The sequence below is a fragment of the Fortiea sp. LEGE XX443 genome, from assembly GCF_015206815.1.
GTDB lineage: Bacteria > Cyanobacteriota > Cyanobacteriia > Cyanobacteriales > Nostocaceae > Nostoc_B.
In genome coordinates this window covers 68,241-86,838 of sequence record NZ_JADEXZ010000016.1, presented here as the reverse complement: position 1 = coordinate 86,838, position 18,598 = coordinate 68,241, and the positions used below count along the sequence as shown (strand labels likewise).

The following is an 18,598-nucleotide window of genomic DNA, read 5'->3' as shown; positions in this document are numbered from 1 at the left end:
GCCCCGTTCCCCCTGCCCCCTGCCTCTAATCAATACACCAGAGGAGATAGGCAGCAGATAATTCTAAATTAATTTGCTCCCCATCTCCTCTGTAGTTTTTCTATGTTTACCAACTGAGCGCTGTTAGCGGTAGCGGGGCGTTCAGCCCGTGCTGAGTAAATTTAAGAAGTACTCAGTACTTCCGCACTACGGTAAAAGCCCAGCCCCTTGTGGGCGGAATCTTCTTATAGAGAGGAGGTTGATACCACGCCCAATTGTGGGCAGTCTTTTCACTCAGCACTCGGAACTCAGCACTCAGCACTTTTCATAATTTAGATTACTGACACTCTCTCAAAATTTCTTCAAGAGAATGCCAAGTTCTCATTTAGTACAGCGCTGCTTTGACTCGTGGCGATATAAGCGCAGTACTACTAAAAGAATCGCATTCGCCTACTAAGCATTTCCCTCCACAAAAGGATGTCTACTGGAGGGTAGCTTTTTGTAGAGTCAGGTAGGCGAGAGTAAAGTTTCCCTTGGCAAAACCACTAAACCTCATTCACCTCAGCATGACACACAACATGATGGATTAATCCAATTTAGTACTGAGTTCAAGGAAGATAGCGAGATTTCACTCAACTGCTGATGCAGAAGCACCCTCAGCCGATGGAGGAACACCAGGCAATTCTAGACAATATCCTGCACCGTATACCGTCTTGATGTAGCGAGGGTGGCGGGGATCTGGTTCGAGTTTAGTTCTCAAATGGCGAATATGGACTCGAATAGTCTCAATATCATCATCAGGATCATAGCCCCAAACTTCCCGGAGAATTTCGCTGGGAGAAACTGTTTGTCCGTGGCGTTGCAGCAAACAGTGCAGTAACTCAAATTCCAAATGGGTCAGTTTCACCGTCTCACCAAACCATATTGCCTCAAACCTTTCGGGTACGAGGGTCAATGACCCGTAGTTGAGAATTTCGCTGTGCTTGGCGGCTTGGGGAATACGGTCAGTCCGCCGTAATAAAGCCCGTACCCGCGCCAGCATCTCTTCTACTTCAAAGGGCTTGGTGAGGTAGTCGTCTGCGCCAGCGTTAAAGCCTTCCACTTTATCTTGAGTCTGACTTAAGGCGGTCAACATTAATACGGGGATTTCCGCAGTGCGTTCATCCCGACGTAGGCGTTGGCAAACTGTAAAACCGTCTACTCTGGGCAACATTAGGTCGAGCATAATCAGGTCTGGTTGTAGCTGGAGAGCTAAAGCCTGACCTTTGATACCATCTTCAGCTTGGCTGACATCGTAGCCAGCCATTTCTAGGTTGACGGCAACAAGCTCAGAAATTGCTGGGTCATCGTCTATGACAAGAATCCTCGGCATTCTTAAAAAATTATTGCTACTTATTAAGGAAGAATAAGAAACTTTGGTCGATACAAAGATTTCTGTCTTGATTATAAAAAAGATTTTAAATCTAACATAAATATTAAAACTAAATTAGGAAAAATCAGAACAAAGGTACACGAAATTTGAAAAATGATGTGTTACTCACCCTATAATCCAGCTAAGTTTTTGCAAAATGGTGTGGCCATGACGGTTTACACCGCTTTTTGGGGAAGGCGTTACTGGGAAAGTACAACTCCGTATCCAGAGCCGCCCTATCATAAAACAATATTTATGGGTGGGCAAGGTGTACCAATTTTTACTTGGGTAGCGATTCCGCCAAATGCCCACAGCACGATTGTTGCAACTTATGGCATTACAGGCGAGTTGGAGCAAGAATGGTCTTTGAGATTGCTAGGACGCAAAGCATATGCTCAAGGCTACGCTGTAGTTTTATTTGATTGGCGCGCCCACGGTAAAACAGCAGAATTATCACCTACTTTAACCTCTGATGGGTTGTATGAGGGTGAAGATTTTGTACGTTTAGCTGCGGCTGCGGCGGCGATGGGATGTCCCAGCAAATTTTGGTTTGTGGGGTTTTCGTTAGGGGGACAATTAGCGCTTTGGGGGTTAAAAGCAGCTGGGGAGTTAACTCAGGATAATGAAAACTTAGGTATCAAATACAGCGATATCGGTGGTAGTGCAGTGATATGTCCGAGTTTGGATTCTTTGCGATCGCTAACATACCTCACGAAAGACCGCTTTGGTAGATTAATAGAAGCCAGTATTGTCCGTGAATTGAAAAAACTCGCTTGGCGAATTCACGATACTCATCCTGGAACTATTGACCCAGAAGCCATAGAAAGAACCAACACCATCTGGGATTTTGACCACGAACTGGTAATTGAGAGATTAGGCTTTCCTAGTGTAGAAGCATACTACAAAGCCAGTAGTGCCTTACAACTTTTACCAGAGCTTGCCAAACCGACTTTGATTGTCTACGCCGCTGATGACCCTTTATTTCATCCAGATATCATCCGAGATTTACAAGCCGCCTGTAACCAAAATCCAGCCATCGATCTGCTACTCACCCGTTACGGTGGCCATGTTGGCTATTTGAGTAGCAAAGAGTGCCAGTACCAAGCACAAGACTCTGACCCTTGGTGGGCTTGGAATCGGATTTTACAATGGTTAGATAACCAGCGTACTGCTCTGATTTAACAACCTTGCCATTATTTCTCTATTCTGAGCAAAAATGCGATCGCCCGGAAAATTAAAATGACAAAGTTCTGAAGCTCTCTTTACAGGAGAGCTTCAGGCTTTTTGCTTAGGAAATACCTGGGTGATGAAGGGTAAAATATTGGTCAATTACGGTTTTAATCAAGCTGGCTTCGACTATTCAGATTTGCTGTTTAGTATAGATGCTGGCTTTTTCTTTAAGAATCTGCTCAAAGAACCAACTACCAACAAGCCAAAAATTGCCCCAGGTTCAGGAATTAAGGTTGCTGTTAACTGACCGCCAATATCTAAGCGACAGTTGGGTACAGTACATGCTTCTGGTGAAAGGTCATCTTTCAAAAAGATGGTAGTGTTTGGCACTCCTTCATTAGGATTTACGAAGGTATAAAAAGATAACCCTTCAACTTCTGTCGCAAAGTCAATTCCTAAATCGAAGCCGTTGGGTGTATCAAAGTTGTCTGTTTGCAGAACTGTTTGAGAAACAGTATCAAAGTTGAAATTAAAGCTGCTGTTGGGATTGGGAAAATCGTAGTCAAAACTCTGCACTAAATTTCCGGCTGGGTCGAAAAAAGAAATGGCGAAATCACTTAGCTCATCTCTGGTGACAGTGCTGCCGAGGAAACTATCATCAAATGTGAACTGACCTGTAGCTGAATAACCTTGCAGTCCAAGCCAAGATAGCTGAAAAGAAGCAGCATCAGCTTGGGGAATGTTCATTAAAGTAGCAGTAGAGGCGATCGCAGCTACTGCTACAGTAGCTTTGATTTGGCTAAAAAACTTGTTCATTTTCTTGATACCAGCAATAAAGTTTGATGTTGTTGTAGTTGCTAGAACACCAATTCAGTAATGCTGAAAGAACCTCTCCCCCAACCCCTCTCCGACGCGGAGAGAGGAGTTTAGCTCCCCCTTCCCTCCTAGGGAAGCAGGGCTAGGGGATTAGGTTTTTGATTACTGAATCGATGCTCTAGTAATTGCTTTTTCAGGAAAATTGATTATTCCTGAAAAATATTAGCTTTCACAACTTAATTAATGAATTGAATTAGGTGCATAAAAGTCAAGCAAAACCTATACAAAAAACTTAGATTCTGCTAAAACCAGACTGCTTAGTATCTGGATATTAGGTTAACAATTGGTTTTGTTTGCTTTTGATTAATACCTAAAACATCATTGGTGAGATTTTATCATTAGATTTAATTTCATCCTGGTATTTAGTGATGCTTTTTTTAAAGAATAAAAAAAGCTGAACATTTTATGATGAGAGGATGATATTTTTGTGAATTAAATAAAAATTAAACTCTTCTTAACTAAGTTTTGTATGCTGACAAATGAATTAATTTAGAGGCGATCGCTATTGCCCATAACATTTACTAAATAAGAATATTTCCCATCAGCAAGCTTAATTATAAAATTATTAATAAATGTTGTTTTATTTGTACTATTTTCTGATATGTGAGTATTTAGTTGGAATTTTTTAACCTAACTATCTCTAGGTTATATGAATATTTTATATCAGAAATTTTGCCGCGATGGATGTTCCTCTGTAGCTTTATTTTCAGCGTTTTTAGATGTATTCTAAAGAGTTTTTATAACTCTGATTTAAATAAAGCATTACCTAGGCTTAATCAATATCCAATAACTTTTTTTAAGTATTTCCACTATTAGCCCAATGAACTTATCAAGACGTAAATTCTTTACAATAGCTGGGGCAAGCGCGGCTGGTACTTTGTTAGCATCTCCTTTAGAAGCTCTTTATGCCAGACAAGCTAACGGTCAACCTGTTTTTGGTACAGGTTATGGTGCGCTGGTTCCCGACCCTAATGGCTTATTAGATTTACCACCTGGATTTCAATATCGTACTTTTTCTCTTACAGGTGAACTCATGAACGACGGTACTTTAGTACCGAGTAACCATGATGGGATGGCTGCTTTCCGTGGCCCTAGAAACACAGTAATCCTGGTTCGCAACCACGAACTTGGTACTGGTTTCGATGGTTCACGCGCACAAGGGCCAAGACCTTACGATCCAATTGCTAGAGGTGGTACTACAACCCTAGTTGTCGGCCCTAATCGCCAGCTAATCAAACACTTCGTTTCTCTGAGTGGAACCATCCGTAACTGTGCGGGTGGTCTAACTCCTTGGGGTTCCTGGATTACCTGTGAAGAAAACGTCACTCTACCAAGTCCAACGAATGGAGTGATAAAGCCGCACGGTTATAACTTTGAAGTTCCAGCTAGTGCTACCTCTGCTGTTAACCCAGAGCCTCTAGTTGCTATGGGAAGATTTAACCATGAGGCTGTGGCTGTAGACCCCAGAACAGGAATTGTCTACGAGACTGAAGATAGAGGAGATAGCCTGTTCTATCGTTTCATTCCCACAGAACGCGGCAATTTAAAAGCAGGCGGTACTCTGCAAGCATTGAAAATCATCGGTAAACCTGCTTCGGCTAACCCTTTAAATGGTTCGGTTAACACCTCAAATAGTAATGGTGATTTTACGCTAGGAGAAAAATTGAGCGTAGAATGGGTAACTATCACCGAGCCAAACCCACTTAATGGTGACACTGTTAGACTTGAAGGCCAAAGTCTAGGTGCAGCTACCTTTGTCCGTGGGGAAGGCATTTGGTATGGTAACGGAGCATTGTATTTCTGCTGTACAAGTGGTGGTGCTGTGGGAGCAGGTCAAGTTTGGCGCTACACTCCAGCAACTAACACAACCCCTGAAAGCCTTGATTTGTTTGTAGAGTCTACATCGAGAAGCGAACTTGAGGCTCCTGACAACATAGTTGTGGCACCTTTTGGCGATCTCATTCTCTGTGAAGATGGGCCTGGCGAAAATTTCTTGAGAGGTGTGAATCTCCAAGGTGAACTTTACAACTTTGCGCGTAACGCCTTGAATGATAGTGAGTTTGCTGGAGCTTGCTTCTCTCCCGATGGTAATACTCTGTACGTCAACATCCAAAATCCTGGCATTACTTTTGCAATCTGGGGCCCTTGGAGAAGAGCTTAGAAATTAAAATCAAGTTGTGACAGCAATATTCCATAGCTTTTATAGCCCTGGAATTTTGCTGTGATAGTTTAAAAAAATTACAAACCGGGTTTTTATTAGCTATTATGCCGAGATTTTATAGCTGAAATCTCGAAAAACCCGGTTTACGTCTATTTTTTACCTGTTTTTCAAGATAAATTTTGAGTGAAACTTTAGCATTCTGTTGAGCTAGGCGATCGCTTCACGTAATCAATACCTAGAGATAGTTGTAAACTTAACCATATTGACTTATAAAGTAAAGATTAAATCTTAAGATAACTGCGAACTTAACTGATTAAAACAATATTTGGTGAACCTGAAATGTCTATCATTGCGCTCATCCCAGCTTAAGGAGCGTCTGGTGCTATGGGTCAAGCTGTAGTGGTAAGACTCATAGCACCAAATTTGTAGGCTGATCAATCTAATTTTTTTTGCAATTATGCAACGCTTGTCGCAATTTGCTACAATCACTCCCACCTATCGGCGGCTTTTGATTTTATCATTGGGTCTATTAGCCTTAGTCGCTGCTCACGGGATGGCGCTCATCTACCGCATTCAGCCAGGAGTTTCTTTGTGGTTTCCACCATCTGGTGTAGCGATCGCTCTCAGTTTCTGGTTTGGCATCGATGGTATTATCCTCACAGGGATTGCATCTTTCCTGATGTCTCCTTTTTGGGGATTGCATAGTTGGCAGCAAGTTGTTAGTTTAACGGATGTTGCAGAACCCCTAGTTGCTTGGTTACTCTACCGTCGTCTCTGGAAGGGTTCTCTCTTATTTAACACCCTCAAAGATGCTGCTATTTTTACCTTAAGTGTACCTTTAGTAGCCAGCGCTAGTTTAGCTGTGTTAGGCAGTTTATCCTGGATAGTGATCGGCAAAATGACCCTTGCTAACCTGAGTAATAGTATTACTCACTGGTGGTTAGGTAATGCGATCGGTATTATGGGTATTACACCCACTGCTTTATTAGTACTAACTCCTTATCTGCAATCTTGGGGTTGGTTAACTAATTCTCAAGCCTCAGACGCTTCATTCTCTTCTTTCAAATTTCAGCCTTCCCGTTGTCTTTTAATCGAAGTTATTATCATCCTATTTCTTTGTATTGGCATTGCATCTGTTACTGTTGCAGAAGTTTCCTCAGAGAGCAACACAGATTTTAGATTTCAACAGTTATCTTTTTTGAGCTTTATTCCCGTAATGTGGGCTGCTACTCGCTTCGGAGTCACTACGGGTATGCTCGTCGCTACATTTTCAATATTAGTGACGCTTTTCTCTTATTTGGTCGCTTATCCTAATGCTATATTATTGCCGCGTTTCCCAGTACCACCAGAAATTTTACACGTTCATAAATTGAGTCTTTGGGTGCAATCTGTTGTAACTTTATTAGTAGGAGTTGCTATTACAGAAAAAGCAAAAACTCAAGTGGCATTAGCTGTTGAAAAAGTCCGTTTAGTAGAGTATCAAGACCGTGCTGAATTATCTGAAAAACTTATTCAACTAAACGATTCCCTGGTAGAGATTAATGCTCGTTTGGAAGCATCCAATCAAGACAAAGATATATTACTAAAAGCTGAAAAAGCTTTACGTACTCGCCTCAGCAATATTTTAGAAAGCATGAGTGATGCTTTTATTGCTGTTAATCAAGATTGGCAAATTACCTATGCAAATCTACAAGCAGCAAAAATTAAAGGAGTAGCGCCAGAAAGTATAATATCTCAAAATTACTGGGAGCGTTGGCCTGCAATGAAGGGTACACAATTTGAGCGGGAATATTGTCGGGTGATCGCCGAAAAAATACCTGTTCATTTTGAAGCGTTATACGTCCCAGAAAATATCTGGTTAGAAATTCATGCTTACCCTTTTGAAGATGGTCTTGGTATCTTTTTTCGGGATATTACTGAGCGCAAACAAGCAGAAGTAGAACGAGAAAATCTTTTATCTAGAGAACATTCTGCCCGTAATGAAGCTGAAAAGGCAAATAAAATCAAAGATGAATTTCTCGGAGTTCTTTCTCATGAATTGCGAACTCCACTTAACCCAATTTTAGGTTGGGTAACGCTACTCAGAAGACGCAATTATGAAGACCATAAGTTAACTCATGGATTAGAAACTATTGAGCGCAATGCTAAATTACAAATTCAACTCATTGAAGATTTATTAGATGTTTCTCGGATTCAACAAAGAAAAATAATTTTAAATTTACAGCCTGTAAATTTAATTGAGATTTTGAAAGCATCTCTCCATACTTTACATCTAGCAGTTGAGTCCAAAAATATTCAAATTCAACAACTAATTAATGTCGATACAGCATGGGTTAAGGGTGATGCTGAACGCTTACAGCAGATAGTTTGTAATTTACTTTCCAACGCTATTAAATTTACCCCTGCCGCAGGTAAAATAGAAATTCGTCTAGAGCGAGTTGATACATTAGTTCAAATTCAAATTCAAGACAGTGGTAAGGGTATTAGTCCAGAATTTCTTCCCTATGTATTTGATTCTTTTCGGCAAGCTGATGGCACAATCACTCGGCAATTTGGTGGACTGGGATTAGGACTAGCAATTGTGCGTCATCTCACAGAACTGCATGGTGGAATTGTACAAGCAGAAAGTCCAGGGGAAGGAATGGGTGCAAAGTTCACCGTCAAATTGCCACTAATGCCTAATTTCCTGCCGAAAAATCAACCCACTTTAACAGTAGATGAGGCGTTGAATTTGGCGGGTTTACACATTCTCGTGGTAGACGATGATCTAGATACTGGCGAGTTTTTGACTGTGGTATTAGAACAGTTTGGTGCAAAAGTGACGGCGATCGCATCTGGCGGCGAAGCTTTAGAATTTTTGGCAAGAACTAAAGCAGACTTACTTTTAAGTGATATCGGTATGCCGGGAATTGACGGTTACATGCTAATGCGTTTAATTCGCGCCATGCCACCAGAACAAGGCGGTCAAATACCCGCGATCGCCCTCACAGCCTACGCAGGTGAGATAAATCAACAACAGGCTCTAGCAGCCGGTTTTCAAATCCACTTAGTTAAACCCGTGGAACAAGAGCAATTACTAAATGCGATCGCGCAAACTTTGACTATCTCACACCCGTCCTCAGCAGATAATATTTTTGCTTAAGTCTTAAGTGGGATGCCTAAGCCAGAAAGTCATCTCTCTGACTCAGCCTCGTTGGGGCGGGGTGTAGGATGTGTGTTTTAGCACATGACTCTACGCCAATTCGGCTACTCCTGAAAGTGATCAGCCAACATAAGCCACGAAAAGTCTCTAGCTCTGTTACCATTTCTTATAATTTCCCTGTGTTTGGGAAAAATAGTGGACAGCGATCGCTTTAATATTTAGGAGGAGTGAAATGGGACTAAGCGACAAATTCTTAAACTCAGAAAAAAGAGCAATGGTCATAGATGACTGTTGCAACTTGTTAGAAGCACAACTCACTTCTAAGTCAGGAATTAGCGGGATTGCACTGAAAGCTGCCTATGCAGCGATAAAAGGAGTTAAGCCAGGGTATATCGCCTACGCCGTTGAACAACTTTTACCAGAATGCTTTGCAGCACTTGATCCGATGTGGAATGAAGGGTTGCAACAAGGCGATCCAGTGGCGCACCTTGCTACAAATAAATCTCGCACAGCAGATGCACTTTTGAGCGTTACTGATGCCAGAGTCAAGAAGGTATCACGGCCAATTGTTCGCGGAACTTATGAAAAACTTAGAGGTTCAGCTAAACCACACGTAGAAGAAGCAGTACCAGATTTTGCTCAGTTACTTAACAAGTACGTCTAAGCCTAGTAAGTAGTCGTGCAAAATAAATTTTATAGTTAGGAGAGGGAACAGGGAACAGGTAAGGAATACAGACATTCTTGTTTTCAATCAATATGTACAATTAATTTTGCTTGGGTACTTACAACAAGGCAAAAAGTGAGCCATTGCGGTAGACTCGTCTCCCGGTATAAAAGTTACGGTGTACACCCCAGTCTCTTAATCAGCAATGTGAATGCTTCGCCTTGCAATGTGAATGCTTCGCCCTGCAATGTGAATGCTTCGCCCTGCAATGTGAATGCGAACTTGTACTGAGCAAATTTCCTTGAGCATATGCCTTTAGGAAAGCAAGCGTTCGACTGAGTTCACGCCGAAGTCTACGCGTAGCGTCTCGTAGGTACGGTGTACACACAAATTATCTAATCAGCCCAAAACCGCTTTTTGTAGTTTTTGTAGCCCATATTCCGCATTTGATTATGAAAGTTAGCTTTCTTGCTTGATGGCCAATAAAGATTTTATTGTAGTGCCAATAATAGCTGATAAAAATTTTTTTCTGACTTACCGGAATCAATTAAATATTCAGCCATTTGCACTCCTGTTTTGAGTTGACTCACAATGTCTTCATGAATATTAGGTACTTTGTTAGCAGCCAACAATAATAAACCTGCATTGGCTAACAAAAAGTCTCTTTTTCCTTGAAAACAGTGTTTTTCTCCTGCAAGAATTTCTCGAAAAATCTTCATTTCTACTTTCACATCTTCTTCGGCTGCGATTTCTTTGATACTAACTCTTTCAATACCAATATCTTCTGGTGAAAATTCAGCAATGGTGATGCTATCGTCATCAATTTTGATTATGATATTGTTAGGTATATCTTGCTGTTGATTGACAAAAGCATTAGATATTTCGTCAATTCCGTCATAACAATGAGAAATTATTCCCTTACTTCCCAAATGCAAGTATATGGCAAGAACGTAAGGGATCATTTTTAAATGACATACCCCTGTAGAGTGATGAACTGGATTTAATACCTGTGAATTTGGGGAAACTATTTTAAAAATATCTATAGCTATATCTGTATTTTTTAATATTTCTGTCCAATTGTTGTTTGCGGGGTTATATTTATAATTAATTTCCGTTAAATTTTGCTGCCATAAATGTTTTCTAGCTTCTCGAAGATTATCTGAATAGGGAAATCCCAAATCAGCAAGTGAAACAAATGCAAAATTATACTTCTCAAGTGATTGTCTTATATAAATAGGGTTAACTTGTATGTGATTATATCCAAGTTCTGTCATAGCTTGAGAACTACCATGATGAGAAGTCACGTTTGTGGTTCCAGTCTTACAAATAGTCACAAGCGGAGTCACAATAATAGAAGCACTAGTGGTAGCGTGCATGGTTTTAATAAAATCACCTCCGCTACCAAAGGCATGATCGTGAGGAATTAAATTTAATTTATATCCTTTTTCTTGTAGATATTGCCAAATTTTTTGCCTGAGATAATCAACAAAAAAGTTTACTTGACGAAACCCAATTACCCCATTTCCTGGAGCAATATTTTTTAAGATTTCTGTCAATTCTGCAATATTTTTGCTTGGATCATTACAACTATCAAAAGTTTTGATTAAATCAGTATTGTTTATAGATTCAGTTTTGCTTTCTGTTTCAAGAAACTTTTGAAAAACTGGCTCTAGAGTGCCAAATTTTGACAGAATATGACGTTTTTTACTTGCAGCAATTTGTGAGTAAAGAAGTTGAATATCCTGCTTACTGATCTTAGATATAAATTTATACATACAATTTTATTTGACTAATCTAAACATATTATTTCTCATGATATGAGACTTTATTGATATCTTCGTTTTATCCCAATTGTTACTAATATAAGCAGTACAAACTAGCTAACAAAATAATCTAAAAAGTTTGCAATATAAAAAAATTATCTTATATGAATTTTGTTTACGTATAGCCTAGGCTTTGAGTAGCTCTAGGCTATATCTAAGGGTCTAGTATAGTCAGTCTACTCCTCCTCACCTCCCACGCGATCGCCTCGTTCCAGTTCCCAGAGAATTTGATTACCTTCGCGTCGAACTCTTGAAACAATCCAGTTTCGCCAGCGCCACTGATCTCCCCGGCTAGTGACGGCGCTGGCGTGGACATCCATCAAGTCTGCTAATTCAGAACTGGTAATTAGATAGCCTTTTTCAGCAATTTCATCTGCGATACGTAGAGTTTCAACTAAGTTGCGGAGTTGTTCGATCCTGATTCCAGGGGTTGTTGTATCAATTGCGGCCGCCGTCTGTGCGGTGGGTGGTTCCATAACGGTTATATCTGATGCAGAAGTAATAGTTTCCGATTTTACTTTGTTAATTATTCTCGAGTGTGCCTTATCTTCAGAAACTTTTGCTACATTTAGCTCACTTTCAGTAGGTAAAGTTTTGTGAGCGTTGGTAGAAGATAATTCTTGGAGAGATGGCATTTTACCAGTAGCAAAACTACGGGCGATCGCATCACAGCGTTCGTTACCGACGTTACCAGCATGACCACGAACATGTTGCCAACTGATCTGTCGGTTATTGAGTTTATCTAAAACTTCTAAAAGGTCTTGATTTTGGACGGGATTCCCATCTGCTTTTTTCCAGCCTTTTTTTTTCCAGCCTTTTACCCATTTGGTAACACAATTGATCAGATATTCGCTATCGGTATAGAGTGTGATGGGTTGAGATTGTCCAGAGGCATGGAAATATTTTAAGGCGGCGATCGCAGCTTGCATTTCCATTTTATTGTTGGTAGTGTGGGGCGCAGCATCACCCATTTCGTGAACTGAGCCGTTGTTGAAATAAACTACAACACCCCAACCACCAGGGCCAGGATTACCAGTGCAAGCGCCATCAGTATATATACTTTGAATTATGCTTTGGCTAGACATGATGAAGTTATCGAAACCGCATGGTTACGCAGGGGATACAAAAGTTTAGCGGTAAAAGATGGGTAGCAATATATAGGTTACTGCCATAAAAATCAAGTGTTTGTTTAAAGGGGCTAAGGGCTAGTACCGCTACGCGGAATTCGTAATTCGTAATTCGTAATTCGTAATTACCTTGCCGCAAGTGTCTCAGACATTTGGAATGGGTGGTTTAAGTAGAAAGGTGCAAATAAACCGAACTATGTAACGGAAAGTAAAGTAGCTTGAAAACCCCTTCCCTTCTGCCTTCTGCCCTCTGCCTCCTGCCTTGTCATAACGACAATTTTTAACACCGACCTACTTATTTACGCCATGCTGTACTAGTATTTTTACTCCCCACTCAGCACTCAGCACTCAGCACTCAGCAAAGTGACGATCGCATTGACTAATGCGTCTGGATCTACTGGTTTAGGTATGTGTAGTTGAAATCCAGCCGTTAGTGCTTGCTGCTGGTTCATTTCTCCAGCATAAGCTGTCAGAGCGATCGCGGGTAAATTTCCGCCTTGTTGGGGCGATCGCTTTCTCAACTGCCGAATTAGCATATAACCATCTACTTCAGGCATTCCAATATCACTAATCAACATATCAGGTATTGAGTGCGACAGTGCCTCTAGGGCTGCCGTTGCGGATGTGACTGCGGTAACATCCACATCATAATCTTGCAAAATGAAGGTAACTAAGTCGCGGATATCTGGTTCGTCATCCACAACTAAAATTTTGACCCCTGCAAGATTTGGCGACTCAGGCGCACAAGGTAAAAGTTCTGTTTCTTCACGTTTGATTGGTTCGTTCATGACCAATAACGGTATCTTGACTGTAAAGGTAGCACCTAATTCTTCACCAGGACTTTCTGCCTTGACTGTTCCGCCGTGCATTTCTACTACTTGACGCACAATCGCCAGTCCTAAGCCTAAGCCACCAAATTTACGCGTCGTAGTACCGTCACCTTGACGAAAGTAATCAAACACATAAGGTAAAAATTCTGGTGTAATTCCTTTTCCTGTATCGCTAACTTGAATTTGCGCTTGGCCGTCAACTTCTTTAACTTGAATTTCTACCTGTCCGGCGGCTGGTGTAAACTTAACTGCATTAGAAAGTAGATTCCACACCACTTGTTGCAACCGATTGGGATCACCCATGACTTGTCCAATGCTGGGATCAAATATAGTATTAACTTGAATAGACTTGGCTTCTGCTGCCAAGCGGATTGTCTCCAAGGCTGCTTGAACTATCATCACCAAACTTACAGGACAAACATTTAAGCTCAATTTTCCTTGCAAGATGCGAGAGACATCTAATAAATCTTCAATTAATTGGGTTTGTAATTTAGCGTTGCGTTCAATAGTTTCTAAGGCTTGTTTCGTAGTGTTTTCATCAAACTTGCGATTTCGCAGCAATTTTGCCCAGCCTAAAATCGGGTTGAGTGGAGTCCGCAGTTCATGGGAGAGAACCGCGAGAAACTCATCTTTGATGCGGTTAGCGACTTCTGCTTCTTGGCGGGCGATGCGTTCTGTTTGCAGTAGATGATCACGTTCTTGTTCGGCGCGTTTGCGATCGCTAATATCTAATACAAAAGCCACACCGTTATCTTGGGAATCATTTAACAATGCTACCCCTAAAGCAACTGCGACTCGTTTACCATTGCGATGGACGTACTCTTTCTCATAAATCCGCGAAACTCCAGTTTCTTTAACTTCTGCGATCGCGCGATCGTCTAAATGTTGATACTCTGGTGGTGTGAGTTTTCGCCAATTAATTTTACCTAACACAGCAAACTCATCGCGGGTGTAACCAGCTACCTGTAAATAAGCATCATTGGCATCGGTAATAAAGCCATCGACATTCCAAAAAGCTACCCCAACCAAGTTAGACTCAAACAAACGTCGAAATCTGGCTTCACTGTCGCGTAATGACTGTTCTACTTTTTTGTGTGCAGTGATATCACGAGAAACGATAATTACACCCTCAATATTGTGGGCATGGTTGCGTAGTGGGGTGAGAATATATTCGTAGTCATGAACTCCATCTACTGTGAGTAATTTACATTCATCCTTAATTGGTTTCCCAGATGCCATCACAGCTTTTTGCTGATTCTCCACCTGTTTTGTAAAGTCTTTGGGTAAATTCAGTTCTTGCAATGTCTTACCTAAAATATCCTGCGGTTTTAAGCCCATGACAGCAGCACCACCATGACTAACGTATTTATGGCGGCTTGAGTGATCAAATATGTAAATATGATCTACAGAAGCGGCGAGGATGGCATTTAAGAGATTTGCTTGTTCTTGAACTTGGCTTGTGAGTTGGCGGGTGTTTTCTTCTGTTTGCTTGCGACCGGTAATATCCATACATACGCCGAACATCCGCACCGCTTGTCCCTGCTCATCGTAGTAAAATTTTCCCTGAGCCGAAATCCAATGCAAACTTTGATCAGGCCAGATGATGCGAAATTCGCCTTTGTAATTAATCTTATTGATCAAAGCAGCAGTAATATTTGTGGTAGCAGATTGTCTGTCTTCTGGATGCAGACAAGATAAAAATGCTGCGTAAGTATTTTCAAAGCTACCTGGAGGTAAACCAAACAACAGTTCGTGACTTTCAGACCAAATTAATTTATCGGTCAAAATATTCCAATCCCAAAAACCTATCCAAGCCGCATCTATTGCCAGTTTCAGCAGTTGTTCGCTTTCTTGCAAGGCGATTTCAACTTGTTGTCGTTCGGCTTTTTCTTGTTGGAGTTGTTGCAGCGTCAATGCCATATCTGCTTGACTCTGAGGATTTTTACTTACTGTTGTCAGTTTTGTTTTTAGTTCAGTCAGTTGTGCCTCAAGGGCTAGTTGCTTACACTGATACTGAATTTCTAAGTTTTCTAATTCTGCAACACGCTGCCGTAAAGCTGCTAATTCATCTTGATCATGGTCTGGCATTTTGAAAACCACTTGCAATAAACAATCTTAATTGAAACGGCAGAGACCCCATAGTGTGAATGAGTATGGATTTTTTTCGCCAAAAATACAATCTCTCACTGGATATATAAAGGATTCAGCCGCAAGACATATAATAAATTTATTAGTCTGCGCGATCGCCTATCTTGTGTCGTAGGTGTTGCATAAATGCGGGATGATTTTCTTATATTTATCTCTCAAAACCTCTTCTTCTCTACGAGACGCTGCGCGAATGCGTACTTTGCGGTTCATTATTTCATCCCTAAATTCAGCAACGCCGTGTCGTAATATTGGCGCACAATCATCTCTTCAATTTGATGTAAGCCACACCAATCAATAATCCAACAATTTGCATCCAATAAGCTAGGCTAGGTGAATTTGACCCAAATGGGGGGATATCTAGACTACCTATACCATAAAATATTTGTTGAATGAACCACCAAAATAGATAAAAAGTTGCTGGCAGTTCCATCGGAATATATATAAGTAATAAAGGTAAAACTGTATCAATTTTACTTTGAGGAAACTTGATTACGTATGCAGCTAAAATTGCCGCGATCGCCCCATTTGCACCAACTAATGGCACCATTAAATTTGGTTCAGCCATAACTTGCATCACCCCTGTCAAAATGCCAGCCGCTAAGTATAACCCCAGATAGCGTCTATGTCCGAGAAAATTTTCGACACTTTTACCAAAAACCCACAAAAATAGTAAATTACCTAATATCTGGCTAAAACTAGCGTGGATAAACAAATTTAACACTAAAGAGAGCGATCGCCAAAAAACGACAATCCAAGCTGCGGGATTTCCAAAAATTGCATTTGTAATTGCTGCTGTGATTTGTCCTGGAATCAAACCCCAACTATAAACAAAATTCCCTAATTGACTACTTTGTTCTAACTGAAGTTCCCAGAGAAATATAGCAATATTAATCCCAATTAACCAATAATTGATCATTGGTTTGCTACGATTATTATGCAGGCGATCGCTAATAGGAATCATGGGAATAAAGTAAAAAGTTAAAAGTCGAAAGGCAAAAGAAATTGAAGTTATGCTTGATAAAAAATTTATATATAATTCATTGTTTTCCTGTTTGATTTTTTCCTTTTACCTTTTGACTTACTGTAAACCTGTGTCAAGATTGGAATCAGACTGCGTTGCATTTAACTAGGCAAACCAAATGCTGGGAAACACACTTGTTGGAAGATACCAAATTATTAGCCACTTGGGAGGTGGGGGATTTGGTGAAACTTTTGTAGCTTGCGATACTCAACTACCAGGTGCGCCGCAATGTGTCGTTAAACAACTTAAACCTCAAGCCAGCGACGCGGCTACTTTAGAGACAGCTAGGCGTTTATTTGACACAGAGGCTCAGGTTCTTTATAAATTAGGTACGCACGATCGCATTCCGCAACTATTAGCTTTTTTTGAAGAGAATGCCGAATTTTATCTTGTACAAGAATTTATCCCAGGTCATGACTTGAGTGAGGAGTTAGTTTCTGGTACAACTCTCAATCAAGACCAAGTAATATTAATGTTACAAGAAATTTTAGAAATTTTAGAATTTGTTCACCAACAAAATGTGATTCATCGTGATGTTAATCCCCGCAATTTACTCAGACGTAATTTAGATAGTAAGTTAATATTGATAGATTTTGGTGCAGTCAAACAAATCACTACCCAAGTGATTACACCAGAAGGCCAAACTAAATCTACCGTTGCGATTGGTACTCCTGGCTATCTTCCTAGCGAACAAGCCCAAGGTACACCAAAATTTAGCAGTGATATCTATGCAGTCGGGATAATTGCAATTCAAGCTTTGACTGGTTTATCTCCTGAACAATTAGAAAAAGATGCCGAAACTAATGAAATTATCTGGGAAAATCAAGTTAAAGTTTTGCCTGATTTTGCCGCTTTTTTAAATAAAATGGTATGTTATGATTTTCGGCAACGTTACCCTTCCGCAACAGCAGCATTACAGGCATTAAAAGAAATCAATCAGCCTGATACGAAAACTGTTAGTATATCCACATCACTTTTTCCAAAAAGTATCAAAATTGGTAAGCATAAAAAAGGGTTATTTATTAAGTTTTTATTAGCAAGTTTTTTAGTAGGTGCCACTGGCATAGCGTCTTTGTTCGTAATTAATAAAATTAATGCCAACAATGCCATAGAATTATCCAAACAAGGAAATACACTTTTTGAATTACAACGCTATCAAGATGCTTTAACTGCCTATGAACAAGCAGTGAATATTAGACCAGATTATCCCCAAGGCTGGAATGGTCAAGGTAAAACATTATTTAAACTAAAACAATATCCAGCAGCTTTGACTGCTTATGAAAAAGCCATTCAACTTCAGCCAGATTATGTAGAAGCTTGGAGTGGTAGAGGTTTTACTTTACAAAAATTACAACGATATACAGAAGCGATCGCAGCTTTTGACAAAGCTTTACAACTGCACGATGATTACCCAGAAGTTTGGAACGCTAAAGGTGAAGTTTTTACTGAATTAAAGCAATATGATAATGCAATTAAAGCTTATGAACAAGCCATAGAATTAAAATCAGATTATGTCGAAGCTTGGTATAGTAAAGGTTTGGCATGGCAAAATTTAAAACGATACAATGAGGCGATCGCGGCATATGATAAAGCGCTAGAAATCAAATCAGACTCCTATCAAATATGGTACAATCGCGGGAATGCGGCAGTAAATTTAAATCGCTACATAGACGCTTTTACAGCTTATGATAAAGCAGTACAATATCAACCAAGTTATTACCCAGCTTGGTTATCTAGAGGTAATGTTCTCATTACTTTACGGCGCTATCCAGAAGCTATCGAATCATTTGACCAAGTAATTAAAAATGATTCTAATAACTATCAAGCATGGTATAATCGTGGTTGGTTATTACATCAATTGCAACGCTACGAAGACGCGATCGCAGCTTATAATAAAGCCGCAAGCATTAAACGCAACGATTATCAACTGTGGTACAGTTTAGGCAATTCGCAATATAATTTGCAGAAATATGCTGATGCGATCGCATCATATAATAGAGCAGTACGTTACAAACCAGAGCATTACGAAAGTTGGTATAGCAGAGGTAATGCGTTATTAAATTTAAAACGATATAAAGATGCGATCGCGTCTTATAACCAAGCTCTTAAATATAAATCAGACTATCAGCAAGCTATAGATGCGCGTAACCAAGCCGAGAATCAACAGCCAAAAGAAAAATCACAACCAATCATCGTTCCCACCATACCTAATTTGAATCGCAATAGAGGTAATACTAATGATTAAC

General features: G+C 40.2%; 11 protein-coding genes. 5 read left to right on the top strand and 6 right to left on the bottom strand.

Annotated elements, in window-relative coordinates:
- Positions 1-607: 607 nt before the first annotated feature.
- On the bottom strand, positions 608-1,351 hold the full coding sequence (locus IQ259_RS09100) for a response regulator transcription factor (protein WP_193883846.1): 744 nt from the start codon (positions 1,349-1,351) through the stop codon (positions 608-610).
- A gap of 153 nt (positions 1,352-1,504) precedes the next feature.
- On the opposite strand from IQ259_RS09100, the gene IQ259_RS09095 reads away from it, so the two are divergent.
- Entirely contained in the window at positions 1,505-2,572 is a 1,068-nt protein-coding gene (locus IQ259_RS09095; RefSeq protein WP_193883844.1) for a YheT family hydrolase, read from the top strand.
- Between the two features lie 174 nt (positions 2,573-2,746).
- On the opposite strand, the gene IQ259_RS09090 is transcribed toward IQ259_RS09095, so the two are convergent.
- Positions 2,747-3,376: a PEP-CTERM sorting domain-containing protein gene (locus IQ259_RS09090; protein WP_193883842.1), complete on the bottom strand. Its 630-nt coding sequence runs from the start codon at positions 3,374-3,376 to the stop codon at positions 2,747-2,749.
- Positions 3,377-4,256: 880 nt separating this feature from the next.
- Between IQ259_RS09090 and IQ259_RS09085 the strand changes: the two genes are divergently transcribed.
- The 3 genes from IQ259_RS09085 (at position 4,257) to IQ259_RS09075 (ending at position 9,403) form a co-directional block, all read left to right on the top strand.
- Entirely contained in the window at positions 4,257-5,597 is a 1,341-nt protein-coding gene (locus IQ259_RS09085) for an alkaline phosphatase PhoX (RefSeq protein ID WP_193883835.1), read from the top strand.
- Positions 5,598-6,054: 457 nt separating this feature from the next.
- Positions 6,055-8,739, top strand: a complete 2,685-nt coding sequence (locus tag IQ259_RS09080) for an MASE1 domain-containing protein (RefSeq protein ID WP_193883833.1) — start codon at positions 6,055-6,057, stop codon at positions 8,737-8,739.
- 232 nt (positions 8,740-8,971) lie between these two features.
- Complete coding sequence (locus tag IQ259_RS09075; protein WP_193883831.1) at positions 8,972-9,403, top strand: hypothetical protein; 432 nt, start codon at positions 8,972-8,974, stop codon at positions 9,401-9,403.
- Between the two features lie 491 nt (positions 9,404-9,894).
- Here the strand turns inward: IQ259_RS09075 and IQ259_RS09070 are convergent, their stop codons facing one another.
- From IQ259_RS09070 to IQ259_RS09055, 4 genes are all read right to left on the bottom strand, one after another.
- A complete protein-coding gene (locus tag IQ259_RS09070; protein ID WP_193883830.1) occupies positions 9,895-11,178 on the bottom strand; it encodes a hypothetical protein in 1,284 nt (427 codons plus the stop codon).
- Positions 11,179-11,402: 224 nt separating this feature from the next.
- Positions 11,403-12,311, bottom strand: coding sequence for a ribonuclease HI (gene rnhA, locus IQ259_RS09065; RefSeq protein WP_193883828.1), 909 nt, complete (start codon positions 12,309-12,311; stop codon positions 11,403-11,405).
- Between the two features lie 383 nt (positions 12,312-12,694).
- Positions 12,695-15,271 (bottom strand): PAS domain S-box protein, encoded by a 2,577-nt coding sequence (locus tag IQ259_RS09060; protein ID WP_193883826.1) that lies wholly within the window; start codon positions 15,269-15,271, stop codon positions 12,695-12,697.
- Positions 15,272-15,590: 319 nt separating this feature from the next.
- A complete protein-coding gene (locus IQ259_RS09055) occupies positions 15,591-16,292 on the bottom strand; it encodes a rhomboid family intramembrane serine protease (RefSeq protein ID WP_193883824.1) in 702 nt (233 codons plus the stop codon).
- Between the two features lie 178 nt (positions 16,293-16,470).
- Here IQ259_RS09055 and IQ259_RS09050 point away from each other — a divergent pair, with 178 nt between their 5' ends.
- Positions 16,471-18,597 (top strand): tetratricopeptide repeat protein, encoded by a 2,127-nt coding sequence (locus tag IQ259_RS09050; RefSeq protein ID WP_193883822.1) that lies wholly within the window; start codon positions 16,471-16,473, stop codon positions 18,595-18,597.
- The last annotated feature ends 1 nt before the right edge of the window (position 18,598 follow it).